The sequence below is a fragment of the Thermorhabdus hydrogeniformans genome (assembly GCF_049310025.1).
GTDB lineage: Bacteria > Bacillota > Thermosediminibacteria > Thermosediminibacterales > Tepidanaerobacteraceae > JBJYKD01.
Genome location: NZ_JBJYKD010000009.1, coordinates 22376 through 44455, shown reverse-complemented (window position 1 = coordinate 44455; position 22080 = coordinate 22376). Strand labels below are relative to the sequence as shown.

Here is a 22080-nt window from a genome sequence, read left to right as displayed (position 1 = left end):
TAAATCTCAAATTTTGGAATGTTGAGGTGAAACAATGAATAATCAGTATTTAGATGTTTTTCTGGAGGAATCGAGAGAACATATCCAGAATTTAAATAAAAACCTGCTGGAGTTGGAAAACGGCCAAAGGCAGGACATTATTGATGAAATATTCAGATCCGCTCATACGCTTAAAGGAATGGCAGGGACTATGGGATTCCACAGCATTTCCGAAATAACCCACGAGATGGAGAATTTGCTGCAGGACATCAGAAGTGGGGAGCTCCAGGTGAATTCGGAAATCATAGACGTTCTCCTGCAATCGGTGGACTTGCTTGAAGAATTACTGGAAGATATTGCGGTCAATGGAGAAGAAACGACAAGGGACATACAGGCTGTATTGAGCAAATTAAAAAAGAAAAACTTCGTTTTTTCACCGGATGGGGGCACAGTTCAGAAAAGCGATACGAGTGCGGCGGCGCAGGATTTCAATGAATTTGAGGAGCGTCTTATCAGGAAGGCTCTGGATAAGAATTTGCGGACTTTTGAAATTCTCATCCGCCTGGAGGACAACTGCCTCCTGAAATCGGCAAGGGCTTTCCTCGTATTTAAGACATTGGAAGGTTTGGGCGATATCATAAAGACTATACCGGTGGTTCAGGACATAGAAGATGAAAAATTTGACAATGAATTTACCGTTTACATAATAACTTCCCACGATAAGGAAGAAATATCCAAAGCGCTGAATACGGTTTCGGAGTTAAAAACCATTGTCATAAAAGAAATTGAAGAAAATAACCTGTCAAAAAAACAGAACGATTCCCGGACCGCTGCCGCCAGGGATGAGGGTGTCCCAACGGAAAATGCGGGTATAAAAGACGCAAATCTCATAAAAAAGACAAGTAAAACTTTAAGGGTAGACATAGACAGGCTGGATAAACTGATGAATCTGGTAAGTGAGTTGATTATCATAAAAACCCGCCTGGACGACCTTGATGAAAGGAACGAAAGTCAAAAAAGGAGGGAAGCCATTGAATACCTGGAAAGAATCACGTCCAATCTTCATGACGCCGTCATGAAAGTTCGCATGGTGCCCATAGAAAATGTTTTCAACAGATTTCCCAGAGTTGTCCGGGATTTATCAAGAGAGCTTTCGAAAAATATAACGCTGTTAATCCAGGGAGAAGAAACTGAACTGGACAGGACTGTCATCGATGAAATCGGTGATCCGTTAATTCACCTAATACGCAATGCCGCCGATCACGGCATTGAAAGCCCTGCGGAGAGGCTGAAAAAAGGCAAGCCTGAGCAGGGGACCATAAAATTAAATGCACATCATGACGGAAACAATGTGGTTATTGAAGTTTCCGACGATGGAGGGGGGATAGACTTAACAAAGGTTCTGGAAACCGCGATAAATGCCGGTTTAACCGACAGGGAACAGGCCAGGAAACTCAAAGAATCGGAAATCATATCCTTCCTTTTTGAGCCGGGATTCAGCACCAAAGGTGAAATTACGGATATTTCAGGCAGGGGAGTTGGCCTCGATGTCGTGAAAACAAAAATAGAATCGCTCAGCGGATCTATTGAAGTCAAAACCAAGAAAGATGAAGGTACCACTTTTTTGATTAGATTGCCGCTTACTCTGGCTATAATACAGGCTCTGATGGTAAAGGTGGGGCCTGAAAAATATGCGATACCTTTAAGCGCCATTAAAGAGACGGTGATAATTCCGGCCAGGGAAATAAAAAAAGTTCAAAAGAATGAAGTAACTTTATTGAGAGGAAACGTCATACCGATTGTGAGGCTAAACGAAATACTTGACATCAAACCGCCCGAACGTCAGCCGGAAAACTTGACGGTGGTGATAGCCAAAAAAGGTGACAAAGACGTGGGGCTGGTGGTGGACAGTCTGATAGGACAGCAGGAGATAGTAATAAAATCCCTGGGCAACTACCTGAAAAATATCAAATTTATCGCAGGCGCCACCATTTTAGGCGATGGGACGGTAGCCTTGATTTTGGATGTCAATTCACTGATTTAGGAGGTATATGAAAAATGGCAGAAAATATCCGTCAGTTTGTAGAATTCAAATTGGGTGAAGAAGAATACGGGGTCGATATCCTACAGGTCAAGACCATAGAGAGAATGATGCCAATCACCAGGGTTCCCAAAGCGCCCTCTTTTGTGGAAGGAGTTATCAATCTGAGAGGAGAGGTAGTTCCGATTATAGATTTAAAAAAGAGATTTGATTTGCCTGCCACCGATGTAACTGACAACACAAGAATATTGATTGTAACTGTGGAGGACCTGACAGTGGGGATGATTGTAGACTCGGCCACCGAAGTTATCCAACTGCCTCAGGATGCCATAGAGCCCGCACCAACTATTGTAGGTGGGATTGACTCCAGCTTTTTGGAAGGGGTGGGGAAATTAAACGGTAAACTGCTCATACTTTTAAATCTGGCCAAAGTTTTGAAACCCCAGGAAATCAGTGAACTGTCACAGATGTGAAGGTGGTGAACGATATGTATACCTCTTTGGAATTAGACGCCATCAAAGAGATAGGCAATATAGGAGCGGGTAATGCGGCCACGGCTCTTTCTCTGCTGCTGACCAAAAGGATTCAAATGAAAATACCCCAGGTAAAGCTTCTCCCCTTCGACGAGGTCTCGAATTCCATTGGAGGTCCGGAAAACCTGGTTGTGGGGATTTTCATGAGGTTTTGGGGTGACATAGACGGAAATATATTGTTGATAGTACCCAAAAAAGACGCTTATAATTTAATTAAAAATCTGTTAAATGAAGAAAAAGGGCAACACGATAACGAGCTTTCCGCTATGCAGGAGTCGGCATTGCTCGAAATGGGCAATATAGTTGCAAGTTCCTTTATCTCCGCTCTATCGGATTTTACCAGGCTTCAACTTAAAGTTTCGGTACCCGGGATCGCATTCGACATGGCCGGAGCGATATTGAATTTTCCGCTCAGTATTTACGGGTACATGGGGGATACCGCATTTTTAATAGATACGGAATTCGTAGAAGGCATCGATGGAGTGAAAATTCACTTTTTCCTGATTCCAGACGACGATTCGCTGAAAGTACTTTTAAAAGCAATTGGAGTGAGCAGTATTGAACGAAACAGTTCGAGTGGGAATGGCCGAATATAAAGCCGCAAAATCGCCGGCAGTTTTGGTCACGCTGGGGTTGGGATCTTGCGTTGGAGTAGCGCTTTATGAATCTTGCAAAAAGATAGGCGGTCTTGCCCACATTATGCTGCCCGACAGTAGTTTGAGCGGTAAAAGAGACTTTAATCCTGGAAAATTCGCCGATACAGCCATAGATGTTCTGATAAGCGATATGGTAAAAATGGGAGCAGACCCCAAAAAAATTGTAAGCAAAATTGCGGGCGGGGCGCAGATGTTCAAGATAAAAACGGAGAACAACTTAATGCAGATAGGCAGGCGAAATGTGGAAGCTGTAAGGAACAGGCTGGCCCAGTTGAATATAAGGATTATAGGCGAAGATGTGGAGGGCAATTATGGAAGAACCATTGAATTTGATTGTGAAACCGGCAGACTTACCATCAAAACTATCGGATACGGCGTAAAAGTAATATAGGATTCCGGGGTGGTACAATGCAGACTTTAAAAGCGGAGCAGCTGTGGTCGAATTATTCTGATACAAAAGATAAAAAAGCCAGGGAGGAACTAATTGAAAGCTATCTGCCTCTCGTAAAACACGTGGTAAACCGGATATCCATTAGCCTCCCGCCGTATTTGGACTACGAAGATTTGATAAGTTATGGAATTTTTGGTTTGTTGCAGGCCATCGACCGTTATGACGCAAGCAGGGGCGTAAAATTTGAAACATATGCTTACGCAAGGATTAAGGGTTCAATTATAGATGAACTTAGAAAACTCGACTGGGTCCCCCAGAATGTAAGAAAAAAAGCCAAACAATTACAAAATGCTTACGCGGAATTGGAACAGAATTTGGGGAGAACGGTAACCGACCAGGATGTATGCCGGCAATTGAACATCTCTGCTGAGGAACTCCAAGCTATATACAAAGAAGTGGCTTTTACAACGGTTCTTTCCTTTGAAGAATTGATTTCGGTGGAAGACCGGCGGGAGGGTTCATCGCGGCCTGACACTTACGTTGAAAAGGAAGAGGTAAAGAAAATGCTGGGGGAAGCCGTTGATCGCCTCCCGCCTCAAGAAAAACTGGTAATAACTTTATATTATTATGAAGGCCTGAATTTAAAAGAGATTTCCGAAGTGCTAAATTTATCGGCCGGCAGGGTTTCGCAATTGCATACAAAGGCGATTTTAAGACTAAGGGGTAGTCTGAGTAGAAAACGGGCTTATTTTCAATAAAACAATTTTTAGGAAAGTCGGTGAGTTTTTATGAGAGACCTGGGCGATCAGAATACCCCTGAAAACTTGCAGTGGAAAATAGAAAGCATCGAAAAGCAAAAACTACAAGACCCCTTTAAAAAAAGTCCGGGGTCTGAGGGCAAAACCACCCAAATGAATGGGGATAATGAGCCGGAAGACGCCACTTTAGAGATAGAGATATCCAAAGATCAAATGAGCGCCACAATTTATATAATTCCCCCAAAAGGCGGTAAAATGATTACAGAAGAGGAAATTCTTGATGCCCTTGCCAAAAAGGGAGTTACGGAAGGTATCAACCGTGAGAAGATAAGACAGGTCCTTGCTCAAGGAGTGTTTTTTACAAAGGTCGAAATAGCCTCTGGCGTTTATCCAGTAGCGGGGCAGGACGGCTGGATAAAATATCATTTTGAAGCCCAGAAGGATCTAAAACCCAGGGTATCCGAAAATGGAAGGGTTGATTTTTACAATCTGGATCTTGTAACAAATGTTACCGAAGGGCAACTGCTTGCGGAAATCATACCCCCCACCAAAGGAATTTCCGGCAAAACCGTTACAGGAAAAATAATCCCCGCAAAAGACGGAAGAGAAGTAAAATTTAGAACGGGAAAGAATGTGTACGTATCCGAAGATGGATCTAAGCTTTTTTCCAGCATAGCCGGCCAGCCGGTCATAAGCGAGGACAGGGTCAGCGTACTGCCCATACTGGAGATCAAAGGAGATGTAGGTCCCGCCACAGGCAATATAAACTTTTTGGGCAGCGTCCGGGTGAAAGGCAATGTAAAAAGCGGTTTTAAAATCAAGGCCGAAGGTAATGTAGAAGTTGACGGGACGGTTGAAGCCGCGGAAATAGAGGCAGGAGGAGACATAATATTAAAAGGGGGTATTCAGGGAAGAGGTAAAGGGTTATTAAAGTCCAACATGGACGTTTTTGCGAAATACATAGAAAACAGCACCGTTGAAGCGGAGCAAAACATATTTGTTTCAGAAGCCGTAATGCATAGCAACATCTCCGCAGGTAAAAAAATTAAGATAGACGGCAGAAAAGGCTTGCTCGTTGGCGGCGTTTCAAAAGCAGGTGAGGAACTTACGGCGAAGATTATAGGTTCACACATGTCAACCTATACGGAAGTAGAAGTGGGTATAAATCCCAAATATAAGAAAAACATGCTGGATGTAAATGATAAATTGCTTTCTACAGAAAATAACCTGCAGAAAATAATTCAGATGACGCAGGTTTTAGAAAAATATAAAGATAAAAACTTATTACCGCCTGATAAGAAACTGATGCTGGCAAAATTAGAGCAGACCAGGGAAGCCTTGCAACAACAGCAGCAGGAACTTGTACAGCAAAAAGAAAAATTGCAGGCTTTACTCACTCATTCGGAAAGAGCCCGGGTATCGGCTTCGGATGTGGCTTATGCCGGCGTAAACATAATTATAAACAACGCCAGTTTGAGACTGAGGGATAAAATAGAACACGTTACTTTTTATAATTACCAGGGCCAGATTAAATTCGGCACGTATGAAGGCTAGGTGTTCTTTATGTCTGTAAAACCGATAGACATTCAAATAGTCATCCCCAAAACCACCGAGGCTTCAAAAATGCAGCAGGTATTAAAAGAGAGCGGCGAAGCCCAGCAGAGTCTGCTCTCCGCTCAGTTTCAGCGGCAGCTTCAATCAGCGAAGCAAAGGGTTTACGAGAGGGAAAAATCGGAAAAGATAGAAACCCTTCCCCCCAAAGATTTATCCGAAAGAAGACAGCAGGAAAAGAAAAAGAAGGACAAACAGCGCCGTTCAGAAGCGACGGGGCATATTGACATAAAAGTATGATGGTTTTAACGTTTCGTTAAGACCATTTTTTTTGTGGCACTTGACATTTGATGTGCGATAAAGTATATTATTAACAGAATACCAACTAAAACGATAGGAATTAGGAGAGAAATGCCGTGAAACTGTCAACCAAAGGCCGATACGGCTTGAAAGCAATGTTTGATCTGGCACTAAACTATGGTAAGGGCCCCATACCTTTAAAGAGCATAGCGGAAAGGCAGGAAATTTCGGAACATTATCTTGAACAGCTTTTTTCAAACTTGAGAAAGGCGGGTCTGGTAAAAAGCGTCAGAGGCGCTCAGGGCGGTTATGTTTTAGCGCGCAAGCCATCGGAAATAACCGTTGGCGATGTCTTGAGAGTCCTGGAAGGCCCCATCGGTTTGGTTGACTGCGTGCTGGAGCAGGATGCCGTAGAATGCTCAAAAGCCGACGACTGCATAACCCGCGTAGTGTGGGAGAAAATAAGAGACAGCATGATTGCTACCATGGACTCCATAACTCTAAAGGACATGTGTGACGAAGCCGAAAAACGCAAGGCTCGCTCACAAGGTTATATGTATTATATTTAAACAATAAAAGGAGCTGAACATTATTATGAAGAGAATATATATGGATCATGCGGGAACCACACCTGTGAGAAAAGAAGTTGTGGACGAAATGATACCTTACCTGACCGAAAAGTTCGGGAACGCGTCCACTATCTATTCTTACGGGCGCGAAGCGAAGGCTGCACTGGAAGACAGCAGGGAGAAGGTAGCCGGACTGATTGGTGCGGATCCGAGAGAAATTTTTTTCACAGCCGGGGGAACCGAATCGGATAACTGGGCTTTAAGAGGCATAGCTTACGCAAACAGGGATAAGGGAAATCATATAATAACATCTTCCATAGAACATCATGCGGTGCTCCATACCTGCCAGGATCTTGAAAAAGAGGGATTCAAGGTCACCTACTTACCGGTTGACCGGTACGGTCTGGTAAATCCGCAGCATGTAATGGACGCGCTTACCGACGATACAATTCTCGTTTCAATAATGCACGCCAACAACGAAATCGGTACCATCGAACCCATCGAGGAAATAGGAAATGCTTTAAAAAAACTGGATAAAAAGATTTATTTTCACACCGATGCCGTTCAAACCGTCGGTAAAATACCGGTTGATGTAAATAAATTGGGAGTAGACCTCCTCAGCATCTCTGCCCATAAAATTTACGGCCCCAAGGGCGTGGGAGCTTTATATATAAGGAAGGGGACCAGGATAAAGCCTTTCATCACCGGAGGAGGCCAGGAAAGCCAGAGGAGAGCGGGTACGGAAAATATCCCGGGCATAGTGGGTTTTGGAAAAGCCGCCGAACTTATAGGTAAGGAAATGGAAGAACAGTACGAAAAACTCACATACCTTAGAGATAAATTAATAAAGGGCATAATGGAAAATATCCCTCATGTCAGGCTGAACGGTCATCCCACCAGACGCCTGCCTCATAATGTAAACGTATGTTTCGAGTATATCGAAGGAGAATCACTGCTTTTAAACCTTGACATGAAAGGTATATGCGCCTCCAGCGGTTCTGCATGTACGTCGGGTTCTCTTGAACCTTCCCATGTCTTGCTCGCCATAGGGCTTCCCCATGAAATAGCCCACGGTTCCCTCAGATTAACCATTGGAAGAGAAAACACCGAGGAGGATGTGGATTACGTGCTGGAAGTGCTGCCTGAGATAGTAAACAAACTGCGGAAAATGTCACCGCTTTTTGCCGAGGGAAAGGAGACGTTAAAAAATGTATAACGAGAAGGTCATGGATCATTTTTCGAACCCCCGTAATGTGGGAGAAATACCTGACGCCGATGGAGTAGGCCAGGTTGGAAACCCCGTATGTGGGGATATAATGAAGATTTTTATTAAAGTAAAGGATAACGTCATTGAAGATATAAAGTTTAAAACCTTTGGCTGTGGTGCGGCCATTGCCACCAGCAGCATGGTAACTGAGATGGTCAAGGGAAAGCCTATTGATGAAGCGGAAACAATCACCAACAGGGCGGTGGCCGAAGCACTGGGGGGGCTTCCACCCATCAAGATGCACTGCTCAAACCTTGCGGCGGACGCATTGCACGCGGCCATAGAAGATTATAAGAAAAAGTTGAATAAGCAGGGATAACAAGTGAATAAAAATAAAGTCGTCGTGGCCATGAGCGGGGGAGTAGACAGTTCCGTATGTGCTTATTTGCTGAAAAAACGTGGTTATGAGGTAATCGGGATGACCATGCAGATATGGCAGGACGCCCCTGAAGAAACAAAGCTGAGAGAGGGCGGCTGCTGTTCTATCGGTGCCGTCTACGACGCCCGGCGCGTGGCCGATAAAATAGATATACCCTATTACGTAATCAATTTAAAAGATTGTTTTGACGAAAAAGTTATTAAATATTTTATTCGTGAATATCTTTCTGGCAGAACCCCAAACCCGTGCATTGCGTGCAACAGGCATTTGAAGTTCGAGGCATTATTAAAAAAAGCTCTGGAAATCGATGCCTATTTTCTTGCCACGGGGCATTACGCCAAAGTTGGGTACGACGCGTCAACAGGCCGTTATTTTTTGAAAAAATCTGTCGATCGGGCTAAAGACCAGTCCTACGCCCTTTACAATCTGACCCAGTTTCAACTGGAACACCTTCTTTTGCCTCTTGGTGAATTTACAAAACGGGAGATCCGGCGTATAGCTGAAGAGGCCGGTCTTGCTGTGGCCAAAAAACCCGACAGCCAGGAAATATGTTTTATAGACACGAATTACCATGATTTTTTAAGAGAGCGCGTCCCGGAAAAAATTAAACCAGGGCCTTTTATAGACAAAAAGGGAAAGGTAATTGGAGAGCATAAGGGAATACCCTTTTACACCATCGGGCAGAGACGAGGTCTTGGAATATCGGCCGGAAAACCCCTTTATGTCATAAAAATAGACGCTGAAAGAAACACCGTGATGCTGGGAGACGAAGAAGACCTATATGTAAAAGAATTTATAGCACATCAGCTGAACTGGGTGGCCATTGACGGTCTTGCCGGAAAGATGAAGGTGAGTGCAAAAATCCGGTACAATTTTCAAGAAAAACCCGCCGAAATTTATCCCGTAGGCGATCTCGTCAAAGTGGTGTTTGAAGAGCCTCAAAAAGCCGTAACCCCCGGACAGTCGGTGGTTTTTTACAGCGGCGACCTGGTTGTGGGCGGTGGAATTATTAAAGAAAGGTCTGATTTAGATTAAAAATACACCCATGGGGTGTATTTTTTTTATTTTTTTGGTAATAATACCAAATAAAGTTTTTTAATTTTATAAAAGAGGTGAAGGGTTTTGACATCCTGCCCTTTGTGCGGGGGGAATTCCATAGGTAAAGTGGGCAATCACCAATTTTATTGCCGGGATTGCTATGTGGAATTCTCTGTGCAAAAAAATGGTATTGCGGTGTATGAGGTTGGAGATGATGGAAGCTTGATTCCTTATGGTTTAAGAGATGGCAATGCAGGGGTGGTCACGGAAAAAAATAAATGAGAGGTGATACACATCTTCAAGCCTTTCTTAAACCGGAGTTTTTTAAACCGGCTTTTTTTGTTTGGAACTGTCCTGTCAGTTCTTATAATTATGATTGTCGAGAGAAAGAAAATAGCCGCCATACTTTTCCCATTTGTTCTGGCGATATTGATAGCATATATATTGAATCCCATCGTTGTATTTTTAATAAGTAGAGGAATAAAAAGAGCGGCGGCCGTAAGCCTTATATACTTTATATTGATAGGATCGATTATTGTTGCCCTAATATATATAATCCCGGTTTTGCTGCTTGAACTCAACAAACTTATCGAAACAATTCCTTTCTATACTAAAGAGGCCCAACACTTTGTAAATGAGTTAAAAAAAAATTATAGAAATACACTGCCCACCGGGGTGCAGGATATAATCGATAGAAATATAAACCGGATAGAGAAAATTCTACTGAACACTTTACAAAATATAATGAACATAATAATGGGATGGTTTTCCGGCTTGTTCAGTTTTATCCTCGGTCCCATCCTGGGTTTTTACATTTTAAAAGATCTCGATGATATTAAAAAAAGCATTGCTATGTACCTGCCCGCCTCTCATAGAGAACGAATTTTGCACTGGTTGAAAAGTATAGATACCGCCATGGGGCGCTACATAAGAAGCCAGTTGATAGTTAGTTTCATCATAGGCATGTTGACAGCAGCGGCGCTGTATATACTAAGGGTGGATTTTGCTTTATTAATAGGGGTTCTGGCCGGAATCACCAATATAATTCCCTATTTTGGCCCCTTTATCGGAGCGCTGCCGGCCGTTGCAATTGCCCTTCTTCGATACCCGGAAAAAATACCATGGGTTATATTTTCCATCATAATAATTCAACAGATAGAAAGCGGAATAATTTCACCCCATATAGTTGGAGAACACGTGGGGCTTCATCCAATTACTGTAATTTTTTCTCTGCTGGTGGGGGGGACGTTTTTCGGTATATGGGGTCTGGTGTTTGCCGTGCCTGCCGCGGCTCTGGTTAAATTGCTATTGATGCCGACCCTGGAAAATTTGCAACACAAATAAAAGACATCCTTGCATCGTTTATATTTTTATGATATACTAACTTCCGGTAAATTCACACGCCGCTCAATTTCAAAGACGGTGCCTCAAAGGCTCCTTTGAAAGATGAAAGCGGCGGAGGTTAAAAAACCGGGAGGTGAAAGAGATGTCAATCGTTTCAATGAAACAATTACTGGAAGCGGGCGTCCATTTCGGCCACCAGACAAGAAGATGGAATCCCAAGATGAAGGAATACATCTTTACCGAAAGAAATGGGATTTACATCATCGATCTTCAAAAGACTGTTAAAAAAATGGAGGAAGCTTACGAATTTGTAAAAAACGTGGCTTTGGAAGGCGGCAACATACTCTTTGTCGGCACCAAAAAGCAGGCCCAGGAATCGATTCAAGAAGAAGCCCAGAGATGCGGCATGTTCTATGTCAATCAAAGATGGCTCGGGGGTATGCTCACCAATTTTAAAACCATTCGCAGGCGGGTGGATAGGCTTCACGAGCTCGAGAAGATGGAAGAAGAAGGCCTTTTCGAGGTTTTGCCAAAAAAAGAGGTGCTGAATTTAAGGCACGAGAAGGAGCGCCTGGAAAAGTACCTGGGCGGGATTAAAAATATGACCAGTCTCCCCGAGGCCTTATTCATCGTGGACCCCAGAAAGGAGAAGATCGCCGTCCAGGAGGCTCGCAAACTTCAGATACCCATTGTGGCCATTGTGGACACGAATTGCGATCCCGATGAGGTGGATTACGTAATACCCGGAAACGATGATGCCATCAGGGCGGTTAAGTTGCTCACCGAAAAAATAGCCGACGCAGTCCTCGAGGGCAAACAGGGTGAACAACTGGCTGCAGAATAGAAGTTCAAGGTAAGGAGGCTTATGCTGCCCTTACCTTTAATAATGTGGAGAACCAGATGGGAGGTTTAAAACATGGTTACCTCAGAACAGGTAAAAGAGTTAAGGGAACGCACCGGCGCCGGAGTAATGGATTGTAAAAAAGCTCTTACGGAAGCCGGCGGCGATATGGAAAAAGCCATCATTTTACTGCGGGAAAAGGGGCTTGCAAAAGCCGCCAAAAAGATGGGGCGCACGGCGGCGGAAGGCGTCATTGATGCATACATACACGGTAACGGCAGAATCGGTGTACTTGTGGAAGTCAACTGCGAAACGGATTTTGTCGCCAGAAACCAGGAATTTAAAAACCTTGTCAGGGATATAGCCATGCAGATAGCGGCTGCCAATCCCAGGTACATCTCAAGGGATGATGTCCCCAAAGAGGTAATCGATAAAGAGCGGGAAATCCTGAAAGCCCAGGCCTTAAATGAGGGCAAACCTGAACATATAGCCGAAAAAATTGTAGAGGGACGTATGGAGAAATTTTATGAGGAAAATTGCCTACTGGAGCAACCATTCATCAAGGACCCGGATAAAAAGGTTTCACAGCTGATTATGGAAAAAATTGCTATTATAGGCGAAAACATTACAGTCAGCAGGTTTACCCGGTATGAAAGAGGAGAGGCGATAGATAAAGCTCCTTCGGCGGAATAGTTTCATGCAAAAAAGAGACACTTGATGTGTCTCTTTTTTAAAAACAAAGAGGATTTTTGAAGAAAATATAGAATTATTTTTTTAGCAAAGAGAGGGTTATGGATGCAAAAGCCTGTCTATAAGAGGATCGTTTTAAAAATAAGTGGAGAAGCATTAGCCGGCAATAAAGGATTTGGCATCGACCAGGACACCCTGAACTCCATCGCAGACCAGATCAAAGAGGTCCACGACTGCGGAGTTGAAGTAGCCATTGTGGTGGGTGGCGGGAATATATGGAGAGGTAGAAATTCAGAATTGATGGACCGGGCAACGGCCGATTACATGGGTATGCTCGCCACCGTAATCAACGCGCTGGCGTTGCAGGACGCTCTCGAGCATAGAAGTGTTCAGACCCGGGTGCAGACGGCCATAGAAATGAAAGAGATAGCCGAACCATATATCCGGAGGCGGGCCATCAGGCACCTGGAAAAGGGAAGAGTGGTAATCTTTGCTGCGGGAACGGGAAATCCATTTTTCTCAACCGATACGACGGCCGCTCTGAGGGCCGCCGAGATTGAAGCGGAAGTCATTTTACTTGCGAAAAAAGTCGACGGTGTATATGATTCCGACCCGGTCAAAAATCCCAATGCCCAGAAATTTAAAAGCCTTGATTACATAGATGTTTTAAATAGAGGATTGGGGGTCATGGATTCAACAGCCACCTCGCTTTGCATGGACAACAATATCCCGATCGTAGTCTTCGGTATTAATACACCCGGCAATATAAAAAAGGTTGTATTTGGTGAAAATATCGGTACATTTGTCAAGGGGGGTTAATAAAAAGTGGATAAAAAAATTTATAATGAAGCGGAAGAACGGATGAAAAAAGTGCTGGCCAACCTCAAGGCCGAATTTGGAGCCATTAGAGCCGGGAGGGCGTCGGCGGCTCTTCTGGACAAAGTGTTCGTTGATTATTACGGGGTGCCCACACCGGTTAACCAGGTGGCATCAATAAACGTTCCGGACCCCAAGATGATAGTGATCCAGCCGTGGGATGTAAAAATGCTCGGAGCCATTGAAAAGGCGATATTAAAATCGGATCTGCGACTTACCCCGAACAACGATGGAAAAGTCATAAGACTTGTCTTGCCAGAGCTTACGTCGGAACGACGCCAGGAACTTGTAAAGATGGCCAAGAAAAAAGCCGAAGATGCAAAAGTGTTCATTCGTAACATTCGCCGGGAATATAATGAAACCCTCAAAAAACTGGAAAAGAACGGGGAAATTTCGGAAGATGAAAGAACGCGTTCTCAAGAGGATATTCAAAAGCTGACCGACAGGTATATTGAAGAAATAGAAAAAGCCATGGAAAATAAGGAAAAAGACATCATGGAGGTATAACTATTAAAAACGTCTGTGATTTGATAGGCTTTCCGCTGGAAACCGTTATTAATGCGTTAAATCGGCAGGGCATTGCAGTTGAAAAAATTAAGTATACCGGCCCCGCCAGAGCGGCTGATTTTTGCGATGATAAAAGGGTCGTGAGAATAGACGAATACAAAGGAGGCGTTGTGACTCTTGTGGTCGCATTTTTCCCACGGTTTCCGGGTGAAATTGAGAAAATGCATCCAGCTGGGGATGTGGAAGAGAAACGCCATTAAAACCCCCTCTTTGCAGGGGGTTTTATGATAAAATATGGGAGGAACACAGATGGACTCCACCGGACTAGACCTTGGAAAAATAAAAAAGGATAAATTGCCGCGCCACATAGCCATTATAATGGACGGCAATGGTCGATGGGCTCGAAAGAAAGGCCTTCCAAGAATCGCCGGCCACTGGGCCGGTGCGGAAGTGCTGCGCGATATAGTGAAGTTTTGTTCCGAATTGGATATTCAGGTTTTGAGCGTTTTCGCCTTTTCCACCGAAAATTGGAAAAGGCCTCCGGAAGAAGTCAACACGATATTAAACCTCTTGGTATACTATTTAAAAAAGGAAACCGCCGAATTGCATAGGAATAACGTAAAAATAATGATAACCGGTGAAATAAACGACCTTCCCCCGCGGATTATTGATGAAATAGACAGGTGTATGAAATTGACCCGGGATAACACCGGTTTGATATTAAATATCCTCCTGAATTACGGTTCCCGTAGGGAGATTGTTAAAGCCTGCAGGAATATATGCCGGGATGCAATGTGCGGCAAAATTACCGCGGATGAAATAAACGAGGATTTATTTAAAAAGTATTTATTTACCGGTGATATACCCGACCCGGATCTTTTGATAAGGCCCAGCGGTGAGCTCAGAATAAGTAATTTCCTGCTCTGGCAAATCGCCTATGCTGAGCTGTGGTTTACGGAAGTTTACTGGCCTGATTTTAGGCGGGAAGACCTCTACCGGGCTTTGCTGGACTTTCAAAAAAGAGACCGCAGGTTCGGAGGTTTAAAATAAAGCAGGTGAATTCATGCTCCAGAGAATAGCAAGCGCAATAATCGGCATACTCTTATTGAGTTACGTTATAAATACCGGCGGATGGGTTTTTTTCTTGGCGATTTTGGTTTTGAACATTATTGCTCTTTTTGAATTACATAGCGCTTTTAAAAGAATTAACATTCATGTGGCCTTGTTGCCTGGCGCTGCACTCACCTCGGCCCTCCTGGTTACTGTGGAGTTTTTGCCGGATTTACAATACAAGCTTTTTCCATTATTCTTGATATTAATTTTGATCTCAATTTTCTCATATAATGTAGTGGCGGAAAAAAAACACAATCGCTTTGCGGACATAGTTTTCACCATTTTTTCCTTTAACTATACCTCAATTCTTTTCATGCATTTTATATGGGTAAGAAATTTGTTTGACGGAGTTTACCTGGTATGGTGGATTTTCATTACAATCTGGGCTTGTGATACAGGCGCTTTTTTTGCCGGTCTGGCTTTCGGGAAAAAAAGACTGGCGCCGCATATCAGTCCGCATAAGACGGTGGAGGGAAGTGCGGGCGGGCTGTTTTTCAGCGCCGTGGCAAGCGTAATTTTTACCAGGCTGGTGCCGCCAGAAATTTCTGTAGTCAATGCCATTGCGTTCAGTTTATTAATTGGATGCTTCTCCCAGATAGGCGATCTTTCCGCTTCGTTGATAAAACGCTACTGCGGCATAAAAGATTTTTCCAACCTGATCCCGGGGCATGGCGGAGTACTGGATAGGTTTGACAGCGCCCTGTTTTCGTTTCCGGTGGCGTATTACTATATAATTTTTTTCCTTCAAAAAGGTGGTTTTAAATGATTGAAAAAACCGATTATAAACCCCTTCTTTACCTGGGCCTGGCAATAATTATAGTAACGATGCTGATTTCCGTTACGATAGAATATTTATTCCCGTTTGTGGCGGGAATTTTAATTGCTGTGATGATCGAGCCGGTGGTTGATGCGCTGGAAAAAAAGGTAAAACTTGACAGAGGCGTAGCGGTTACAATAATTTTAATATCCATCTTTTGTCTTTTGGTGTACTTCTCTACCGTGATTGCGACGAGGTTGACCTTTGAACTGGGGAAATTGATTAAAACACTTCCCCACTATAATAACTATTATAATATGGCTTTTGATAAAATATCATCCTACTTTTTCTATTTCTCATCAAAAATTCCAGAGGAGGTCTTGAATTACTTTAAGACAAATCTGGACCAGGTTTTTTCTACCATGAGCGGATTTTTGTCCACTTTTTACAGCTCATTGATGAATAAAGTAAGCATGGTCCCGAATATGTTTTTAGATTTATTCATTTTTTTGATATTCACATTTCTCTTTAGTTATTTCCTATCAAAAGACAAGGAAAAAATTATCAAGTTTTTGGGCTGTGTAATGCCGCTTTCATTGCAGGAAAAAGTAAAAAAAGTTCAGCTGGAGCTTTTTATATCTTTTTTAAGACTGCTGAAGGCCCAAATTATACTGGTTATAATTACCACCGCCATCACCATCCTTGGTTTTTACGCATTAAAAGTCGATTATGCAATGACACTCGGTCTATTGTGCGGACTCCTGGATATACTGCCCCTGTTCGGTCCAAGCCTTATTTTTATCCCATGGATTATATTTTCGGCAATTGTGGGAAATATAAGTTTTGCCGTAGGTTTATTGGTGCTTTACGTCATAACGATCGGGAGCAGACAGATTTTACAGGCCAAAGTTATAGGCTATAATTTGGGAATTGACCCCCTGCTTACTCTGTTTTCAATTTATTTGGGTATAAAAGTGTTCGGATTTACGGGCTTGTTCATAGGACCCTTAACGGTGGTAATCGTCAGGGCACTTATCCATTCCGGGATTATTCCTCCTCTGGTAAAGGGAAGAGCATAAATTACGGAAGGTGAAGAGTTTGTATACGTTAGTTGCTTCCTTAATAGTATTTGGGATGCTGGTGTTTTTCCATGAATTCGGCCATTTTTTACTGGCGAAAATATCGGATATCAAAGTTAGAGAATTCAGCCTTGGTATGGGCCCCGCGATTTTTAAAATAAAATTCGGAGAAACCGATTATTCTATAAGAATTTTACCCCTGGGGGGTTTTGTAAAAATGGAAGGGGAGGATGAAAAAACAACCGACCCCAGAGCCTTTAACAACAAACCGGTTTTATTCCGCGCAGCGGTCATTTTTGCCGGCCCGGCAATGAATTTCGTATTGGCCGTCCTGCTGATGACCGCCATAGGTTTTTTTGCTGGTGTGGCCACCACCAGAATAAGTGTAATACCGGGGGAGCCCGCCTATTATGCGGGTATTAAAAGCGGGGATGCGATCTATTCCATTGATGGTGTCAGGGTCAACAACTGGGAGGAAGTAGTGAATATAATAAGCCGGAAGCCCGGAAAAAATATTAAGGTTGTGGTGATGAGGGATGGCAAATACTTTACCTATAATTTAAAGACGGCGGTGGAGCCGGAAACTCAAAGAGGGATAATAGGTATCAAGTCCGTGGTAGTAAAGCATTCCTTTGCAGAAAGCATCAGGTCAGGCGCCCAACGAACGTTTTTGGTTTCAAAAATGGTTTTATACGGCCTTGTGCAGGCACTGACGGGCAAAACCAAAGCCGATGTGGTGGGGCCCGCAGGCATTGTCCACCTGATAGGAGAGGCAGCCAAAGTGGGCATCTTTAATCTTATGTACCTGGCGGCCATAATCAGCATAAACCTGGGGTTGTTTAATTTATTGCCCATACCCGCTTTGGACGGCAGCAGACTTTTTTTCCTGGGCTTAGAAGGCTTGAGGGGGAAACCCATTGAACCCGAGAAAGAAGGATTGATACACTTCATAGGCTTCACTCTACTCATGATTTTGATGATTTTCATATTTTATAAAGACATAATGAGATTCAACATCTTTTAAAGAAGGAGATCGATAATGTCGGATTGCATTAAAAGGCGGAAAACGAGAAAAGTGATGTTGAAGGACGTTGGAATTGGTGGAGACAGCGCCATTACCGTGCAGTCAATGACCAATACCAGGACATGTGACGTAGAAGCCACCGTAAAGCAGATTTTGCTTCTTGAGGAAGCCGGCTGTGAAATTGTCCGGGTGGCAGTACCCGACCTGGACAGCGCCAGGGCCATTTCCGCGATTAAAAAACAAATTCACATTCCATTGGTGGCAGACGTGCATTTCGACTACAGGCTGGCCATTGAAGCGATAAATCAGGGGGCCGACGGGCTCAGGATCAATCCCGGCAACATAGGCGGAAAGGAGAGGGTTAAAAAAATTGTCGATGTTGCCAAAAAAAGACGTGTTCCCATAAGGATCGGCGTAAATTCCGGTTCTCTTGAAAAAGACCTGCTGGAAAAATACAAAAAGCCTACCCCCCAGGCCATGGTCGAAAGCGCGCTTCGACACATAGAAATTCTGGAGGAAATGAGCTTTTATGACATAGTTATTTCACTCAAGTCTTCCGATGTCATTTCTACCATAAAATCTTATGAGCTGATGGCGCAAAAAGTGGATTACCCGTTTCATCTTGGAATAACCGAGGCCGGGACGATGTTCACAGGCACCGTCAAGTCGGCGGTGGGGCTTGGAGTGCTGTTATACAGAGGGATAGGCGATACGATCCGGGTTTCTCTGACCGGGGATCCGGTCGATGAGGTTAAAGTTGGATATGAGATTTTAAAGAGCCTGAACCTGCGGAAAGACGGGATAAACTTTATTTCGTGCCCCACCTGCGGCAGGACTGAGATCAATTTGATTGGTATTGCAAGGAAGGTTGAGGAAAAACTAAAGGGCATCAAAGCCCCCTTGAAGGTGGCCGTGATGGGATGCGTGGTCAACGGCCCCGGAGAGGCAAGAGAAGCCGATATAGGAATCGCCGGCGGTCGCGGTGTAGTCTCGATCTTTAAAAAGGGGCAGATCATAAGGACGGTTCCGGAAGAGGAGGCCGCGGACGAACTTTTACGTGAAATTCAAAAAATGATAGATTCACAGCATATTTGACAAAAAAAAATTCATCTGGTAAAATATGCGTAAAATAGAACAGATTTAAACGATAATGAAGGAGAATAGTAAAAAGCCTGCTTGACGCAAAGAGAGTAGACCTCAAAGGCTGAGAAGGCTACCGTCGAGAGCTTTTGAACCCGCCTCCCGAGTCCGCAGCCATGCCGGTTGTACCGTTATTTAAAGGAGTATTATCCCAAAGTAGGGTGGTACCGCGAAACCTTCGCCCCTTCAGCGCGAAGGTTTTTTAATACTTGCAGAAAGGGGAAGAAGTATGGAAAACGGGTTTGTAAAAGAAATTACACCCAAATCCAGGGATTTTTCCCAATGGTATGTTGATGTGATACTTAAAGCCGAACTGGCTGATTATTCTCCCGTCCGTGGATGCATGGTCATCAGGCCTTACGGTTTCGGCCTCTGGGAAAACATGCAGCAGCTTTTGGACCGCCGCTTTAAAGCCACGGGCCATAAAAATGCCTACTTTCCGCTGTTTATTCCTGAGACGCTTCTTAAAAAAGAGGCCGAACACGTTGAGGGGTTTGCTCCAGAAGTGGCGTGGGTTACCCACGGCGGGCAGGAGGAACTGGCGGAGCGCATAGCGGTGAGGCCCACCTCCGAGACCATAATCTGCAGCATGTATTCCAAATGGATAAAATCCTGGCGGGATTTGCCGGTGCTGATCAACCAGTGGTGCAATGTGGTCAGATGGGAAAAAAGTACCAAACCATTCTTAAGGACCGCGGAGTTTTTATGGCAGGAAGGCCATACCGCTCACAGAACGGAAGAAGACGCGGAAGAAGAGACCCTGAAAATGCTGGAAGTTTACAGGGATTTTGTGGAGAGCGATCTGGCCGTGCCTGTAATCAAGGGCAGAAAATCCGAAAATGAAAAGTTTGCGGGCGCCCTGCGCACCTATACCATCGAAGCCATGATGAGCGATGGAAAAGCCCTTCAGGCCGGGACGTCGCATAACCTGGGCCAGCATTTTTCCAGGGTGTTTGATATTACTTTCCTGGACCGGGACGGGCAGTTAAAATACGTATGGCAGACGTCCTGGGGGGTATCCACACGCCTTATCGGAGCCATAATTATGACCCATGGGGATGACAGAGGGCTAAAGCTGCCTCCAAGAATAGCCCCGATTCAAGTAATAATTGTGCCTATTTCCGGACAGCAAAAGGAAACCGTTCTGAATAGGGCGCGGGAAATGTATTCCAATTTAAAGAACGAATTTAGGGTTGAACTCGATGACCGCGATGAGTACACCCCGGGCTGGAAGTTCAACGAATGGGAAATGAGGGGTGTGCCCGTCCGGCTTGAAATCGGTCCAAAGGATGTTGAAAAAAATCAGGTTGTCCTGGTGAGGAGGGATACGGGCGAGAAAATGTCCGTAGCAGAATCGGAGGCTCGTACCAGGTTAAAGCAGCTGCTGGAGGACATTCAAAACAACATGTTCCAGCAGGCCAAAAAATTCATGCTGGAAAATATAACCGAAGTAAATGATTTTGAGGAATTCAAACGGGTAATAGAAGAAAAAAAGGGGTTCATTAAAGCCCACTGGTGTGAAAGCGGAGAGTGTGAAAAATACGTCAAGGAAAATACCGGAGCCACACTTCGTTGCATACCTTTTGACCAGGAGTACAAGCCCGGCAGGTGTATAGTTTGCGGCAGAGAAGCAGGCAAAACCGTTTATTTCGCGAAATCCTATTAAAAACTACGAGAATTTTAACGAAATTATCCGGGAGGAACCGTTATTATAGTAATAAGTGAGGGAGATTATTTCATTAAAACGGTTCCTTTTCTTTTTTATAGCAAGCTGAGAAAGGCTTGCGGTTGACATGTACTGGTGAAGTCGCAACTGAAAGATTGAATCTTGAAGACCGGATGGATATTGTTGATATTTTTTATAGGCTGTGGTAAATTTTTAATGGCCGGGCATATTAATTAAAATCAAGGGGTGGCTTTATGTCGGTAGCGGCTGTAATACCGGCTTACAATGAAGAAAAAACTATAGGCGATGTGATCAGGGCATTGATCCCGGTAAAAATTGTGGACGAGATCATTGTGGTGAGCGACGGTTCCACAGATAATACGGTTTCTGTTGCAAAGTCTTTTGAAGTCCGCGTTGTGGAGCTCCCCCAAAACCTGGGCAAGGGCGCCGCCGTTTTGGCCGGGGTGAAGAGCACCAGCGCCGATGTCATACTGTTGATGGACGCGGATCTGATTGGGTTAAAAGAGGAACACATATACGGGCTTTTAACGCCGGTGCTTAATGGAGATGTGGATATGACCATTGGCATTTTTAAAAACGGCCGTGGGGCTACGGACCTGGCGCAAAAAATTACTCCTTTTCTCTCCGGGCAAAGGGCGGTCAAAAGAAAGTTGTTTGACAGACTTGAAAAGTATAAGGTCAAAGATTACGGCCTTGAAATGGCCCTTACCATTATGGCCGAGAGGGAAAAAATAAAAGTAAAACAAGTCTATCTTAAGGATTTGACACATGTGATGAAAGAGGAAAAGAGAGGGGTAATCCCGGGGTTTTTGTCCAGGTTGAAGATGTACCGTGATATAATCTTTTGTGTTATAAAACTCAAACTAGAGGTGTTTTAAATGCCCATTAGCCAGGTGGAATTGACCCTCAGGCTTTTACTTTCCATTTTACTCGGGGGCGTTATAGGCATTGAGCGTGAGAGTGTCAACAGGCCGGCCGGCTTTCGGACTCATATCCTGGTTTGCGGGGGCTCCGCGCTTACAATGCTGGTTTCCATATATATCTTCGAGGAGTTCAGAGGTATCGCCAGTCCCGACCCGGCCCGAATAGCAGCTCAAGTGGTGAGCGGCATAGGCTTTTTAGGCGCGGGGACTATCATCCGGGAGGGAGCCACTGTTCGAGGCCTGACCACGGCCGCCAGTTTATGGACGGTGGCGGCTATCGGCCTGGCCGTCGGCAGCGGCTTTTATTTTGCAGCGATCCTGGCCACTTTATTGACTTTTGTGACATTGATTTCCTTTTCACGGATTGAAAACTACATAATTAAAAAAAGGTTTTTGCAACAAATTTCACTGGTTATAAAGGACAGACCGGGCCAGATAGGCAAAATAGGCTCGGTTCTCGGAGAAATGAATATAAATATAAGGAGCATAAAAATGCAGAACCTGGAAGACGATAAGTTGCTTATTTCCCTTTTTGTGAGATTCCCTTCCAATGTGGCGATAAACGACGTAATTGCCAGGTTGCTTCAGATTGATGGAATTTATGATATTGAAAACGACCTCTAGGAAAATGAGGGAG

At 44.1% G+C, this 22080-nt stretch carries 25 protein-coding genes; all 25 read left to right on the top strand.

The genetic code is table 11. The features are described from left to right. Positions 1-34 precede the first annotated feature (34 nt). Positions 35-2023: a chemotaxis protein CheW gene (locus tag ACKX14_RS06335; RefSeq protein ID WP_422445785.1), complete on the top strand. Its 1989-nt coding sequence runs from the start codon at positions 35-37 to the stop codon at positions 2021-2023. Between the two features lie 14 nt (positions 2024-2037). After that, a complete protein-coding gene (locus ACKX14_RS06330; protein WP_422445783.1) occupies positions 2038-2493 on the top strand; it encodes a chemotaxis protein CheW in 456 nt (151 codons plus the stop codon). A gap of 14 nt (positions 2494-2507) precedes the next feature. Continuing rightward, entirely contained in the window at positions 2508-3149 is a 642-nt protein-coding gene (locus ACKX14_RS06325) for a chemotaxis protein CheC (RefSeq protein WP_422445781.1), read from the top strand. After that, a complete protein-coding gene (locus tag ACKX14_RS06320) occupies positions 3136-3600 on the top strand; it encodes a chemotaxis protein CheD (protein ID WP_422445943.1) in 465 nt (154 codons plus the stop codon). The genes ACKX14_RS06325 and ACKX14_RS06320 overlap by 14 nt, the downstream gene beginning before the upstream one ends. 17 nt (positions 3601-3617) lie before the next feature. Beyond that, on the top strand, positions 3618-4358 hold the full coding sequence (locus ACKX14_RS06315) for a FliA/WhiG family RNA polymerase sigma factor (RefSeq protein ID WP_422445779.1): 741 nt from the start codon (positions 3618-3620) through the stop codon (positions 4356-4358). A gap of 30 nt (positions 4359-4388) precedes the next feature. Then, positions 4389-5912: a DUF342 domain-containing protein gene (locus ACKX14_RS06310; protein ID WP_422445777.1), complete on the top strand. Its 1524-nt coding sequence runs from the start codon at positions 4389-4391 to the stop codon at positions 5910-5912. A 9-nt stretch (positions 5913-5921) separates the two neighbouring features. After that, positions 5922-6209 carry a hypothetical protein gene (locus tag ACKX14_RS06305; protein ID WP_422445775.1) on the top strand — a complete coding sequence of 96 codons (288 nt, stop codon included), beginning with the start codon at positions 5922-5924 and terminating at the stop codon, positions 6207-6209. A 116-nt stretch (positions 6210-6325) separates the two neighbouring features. Beyond that, positions 6326-6778 carry an RrF2 family transcriptional regulator gene (locus tag ACKX14_RS06300; protein WP_422445773.1) on the top strand — a complete coding sequence of 151 codons (453 nt, stop codon included), beginning with the start codon at positions 6326-6328 and terminating at the stop codon, positions 6776-6778. Between the two features lie 25 nt (positions 6779-6803). Beyond that, a complete protein-coding gene (gene nifS / locus ACKX14_RS06295) occupies positions 6804-7994 on the top strand; it encodes a cysteine desulfurase NifS (protein WP_422445771.1) in 1191 nt (396 codons plus the stop codon). Then, positions 7987-8364 carry a Fe-S cluster assembly scaffold protein NifU gene (nifU, locus tag ACKX14_RS06290; protein WP_422445769.1) on the top strand — a complete coding sequence of 126 codons (378 nt, stop codon included), beginning with the start codon at positions 7987-7989 and terminating at the stop codon, positions 8362-8364. Before nifS ends, nifU begins: the two co-directional genes overlap by 8 nt. 3 nt (positions 8365-8367) lie before the next feature. Beyond that, a complete protein-coding gene (gene mnmA, locus ACKX14_RS06285; protein ID WP_422445767.1) occupies positions 8368-9459 on the top strand; it encodes a tRNA 2-thiouridine(34) synthase MnmA in 1092 nt (363 codons plus the stop codon). Positions 9460-9747: 288 nt separating this feature from the next. Further along, positions 9748-10806 carry an AI-2E family transporter gene (locus tag ACKX14_RS06280; protein WP_422445765.1) on the top strand — a complete coding sequence of 353 codons (1059 nt, stop codon included), beginning with the start codon at positions 9748-9750 and terminating at the stop codon, positions 10804-10806. A 142-nt stretch (positions 10807-10948) separates the two neighbouring features. Further along, positions 10949-11650, top strand: coding sequence for a 30S ribosomal protein S2 (rpsB, locus tag ACKX14_RS06275; protein WP_422445763.1), 702 nt, complete (start codon positions 10949-10951; stop codon positions 11648-11650). A 72-nt stretch (positions 11651-11722) separates the two neighbouring features. Then, positions 11723-12340, top strand: a complete 618-nt coding sequence (gene tsf, locus ACKX14_RS06270; RefSeq protein ID WP_422445761.1) for a translation elongation factor Ts — start codon at positions 11723-11725, stop codon at positions 12338-12340. A 102-nt stretch (positions 12341-12442) separates the two neighbouring features. Further along, positions 12443-13156 carry a UMP kinase gene (gene pyrH / locus ACKX14_RS06265; protein ID WP_422445759.1) on the top strand — a complete coding sequence of 238 codons (714 nt, stop codon included), beginning with the start codon at positions 12443-12445 and terminating at the stop codon, positions 13154-13156. 42 nt (positions 13157-13198) lie between these two features. After that, entirely contained in the window at positions 13199-13720 is a 522-nt protein-coding gene (frr, locus tag ACKX14_RS06260) for a ribosome recycling factor (RefSeq protein WP_422445941.1), read from the top strand. Between the two features lie 20 nt (positions 13721-13740). Beyond that, entirely contained in the window at positions 13741-13980 is a 240-nt protein-coding gene (locus tag ACKX14_RS06255) for a hypothetical protein (protein ID WP_422445757.1), read from the top strand. A gap of 49 nt (positions 13981-14029) precedes the next feature. Further along, a complete protein-coding gene (locus ACKX14_RS06250) occupies positions 14030-14770 on the top strand; it encodes an isoprenyl transferase (RefSeq protein WP_422445755.1) in 741 nt (246 codons plus the stop codon). Positions 14771-14783: 13 nt separating this feature from the next. Next, the gene (locus ACKX14_RS06245) at positions 14784-15599 is read left to right on the top strand and encodes a phosphatidate cytidylyltransferase (protein WP_422445753.1); all 816 of its coding nucleotides are present in this window, start codon (positions 14784-14786) and stop codon (positions 15597-15599) included. Further along, the gene (gene ytvI / locus ACKX14_RS06240; RefSeq protein WP_422445751.1) at positions 15596-16669 is read left to right on the top strand and encodes a sporulation integral membrane protein YtvI; all 1074 of its coding nucleotides are present in this window, start codon (positions 15596-15598) and stop codon (positions 16667-16669) included. The genes ACKX14_RS06245 and ytvI overlap by 4 nt, the downstream gene beginning before the upstream one ends. A gap of 19 nt (positions 16670-16688) precedes the next feature. Further along, positions 16689-17693: an RIP metalloprotease RseP gene (gene rseP / locus ACKX14_RS06235; RefSeq protein ID WP_422445749.1), complete on the top strand. Its 1005-nt coding sequence runs from the start codon at positions 16689-16691 to the stop codon at positions 17691-17693. Positions 17694-17708: 15 nt separating this feature from the next. After that, positions 17709-18788 (top strand): flavodoxin-dependent (E)-4-hydroxy-3-methylbut-2-enyl-diphosphate synthase, encoded by a 1080-nt coding sequence (gene ispG, locus ACKX14_RS06230; protein ID WP_422445747.1) that lies wholly within the window; start codon positions 17709-17711, stop codon positions 18786-18788. A gap of 274 nt (positions 18789-19062) precedes the next feature. Beyond that, positions 19063-20499 (top strand): proline--tRNA ligase, encoded by a 1437-nt coding sequence (gene proS, locus ACKX14_RS06225; RefSeq protein WP_422445745.1) that lies wholly within the window; start codon positions 19063-19065, stop codon positions 20497-20499. A gap of 254 nt (positions 20500-20753) precedes the next feature. Further along, on the top strand, positions 20754-21398 hold the full coding sequence (locus ACKX14_RS06220) for a glycosyltransferase family 2 protein (RefSeq protein ID WP_422445743.1): 645 nt from the start codon (positions 20754-20756) through the stop codon (positions 21396-21398). Continuing rightward, the gene (locus ACKX14_RS06215) at positions 21399-22067 is read left to right on the top strand and encodes an MgtC/SapB family protein (RefSeq protein WP_422445741.1); all 669 of its coding nucleotides are present in this window, start codon (positions 21399-21401) and stop codon (positions 22065-22067) included. It abuts the gene before it with no gap. Positions 22068-22080: the final 13 nt, after the last annotated feature.

Bases quoted from the DNA above. Each gene is read 5' to 3' on its own strand.
- ACKX14_RS06325 (WP_422445781.1), top strand. From the start codon at position 2,508: ATGTATACCTCTTTGGAATTAGACGCCATCAAAGAGATAGGCAATATA.
- ACKX14_RS06315 (WP_422445779.1), top strand. From the start codon at position 3,618: ATGCAGACTTTAAAAGCGGAGCAGCTGTGGTCGAATTATTCTGATACA.
- ACKX14_RS06250 (WP_422445755.1), top strand. From the start codon at position 14,030: ATGGACTCCACCGGACTAGACCTTGGAAAAATAAAAAAGGATAAATTG.
- ACKX14_RS06310 (WP_422445777.1), top strand. From the start codon at position 4,389: ATGAGAGACCTGGGCGATCAGAATACCCCTGAAAACTTGCAGTGGAAA.
- nifS (WP_422445771.1), top strand. From the start codon at position 6,804: ATGAAGAGAATATATATGGATCATGCGGGAACCACACCTGTGAGAAAA.
- ACKX14_RS06220 (WP_422445743.1), top strand. From the start codon at position 20,754: ATGTCGGTAGCGGCTGTAATACCGGCTTACAATGAAGAAAAAACTATA.
- ACKX14_RS06305 (WP_422445775.1), top strand. From the start codon at position 5,922: ATGTCTGTAAAACCGATAGACATTCAAATAGTCATCCCCAAAACCACC.
- ACKX14_RS06335 (WP_422445785.1), top strand. From the start codon at position 35: ATGAATAATCAGTATTTAGATGTTTTTCTGGAGGAATCGAGAGAACAT.
- ACKX14_RS06330 (WP_422445783.1), top strand. From the start codon at position 2,038: ATGGCAGAAAATATCCGTCAGTTTGTAGAATTCAAATTGGGTGAAGAA.
- rpsB (WP_422445763.1), top strand. From the start codon at position 10,949: ATGTCAATCGTTTCAATGAAACAATTACTGGAAGCGGGCGTCCATTTC.
- frr (WP_422445941.1), top strand. From the start codon at position 13,199: ATGAAAAAAGTGCTGGCCAACCTCAAGGCCGAATTTGGAGCCATTAGA.
- ACKX14_RS06320 (WP_422445943.1), top strand. From the start codon at position 3,136: ATGGCCGAATATAAAGCCGCAAAATCGCCGGCAGTTTTGGTCACGCTG.
- proS (WP_422445745.1), top strand. From the start codon at position 19,063: ATGGAAAACGGGTTTGTAAAAGAAATTACACCCAAATCCAGGGATTTT.
- ACKX14_RS06245 (WP_422445753.1), top strand. From the start codon at position 14,784: ATGCTCCAGAGAATAGCAAGCGCAATAATCGGCATACTCTTATTGAGT.
- ispG (WP_422445747.1), top strand. From the start codon at position 17,709: ATGTCGGATTGCATTAAAAGGCGGAAAACGAGAAAAGTGATGTTGAAG.
- tsf (WP_422445761.1), top strand. From the start codon at position 11,723: ATGGTTACCTCAGAACAGGTAAAAGAGTTAAGGGAACGCACCGGCGCC.
- ytvI (WP_422445751.1), top strand. From the start codon at position 15,596: ATGATTGAAAAAACCGATTATAAACCCCTTCTTTACCTGGGCCTGGCA.
- pyrH (WP_422445759.1), top strand. From the start codon at position 12,443: ATGCAAAAGCCTGTCTATAAGAGGATCGTTTTAAAAATAAGTGGAGAA.
- nifU (WP_422445769.1), top strand. From the start codon at position 7,987: ATGTATAACGAGAAGGTCATGGATCATTTTTCGAACCCCCGTAATGTG.
- ACKX14_RS06215 (WP_422445741.1), top strand. From the start codon at position 21,399: ATGCCCATTAGCCAGGTGGAATTGACCCTCAGGCTTTTACTTTCCATT.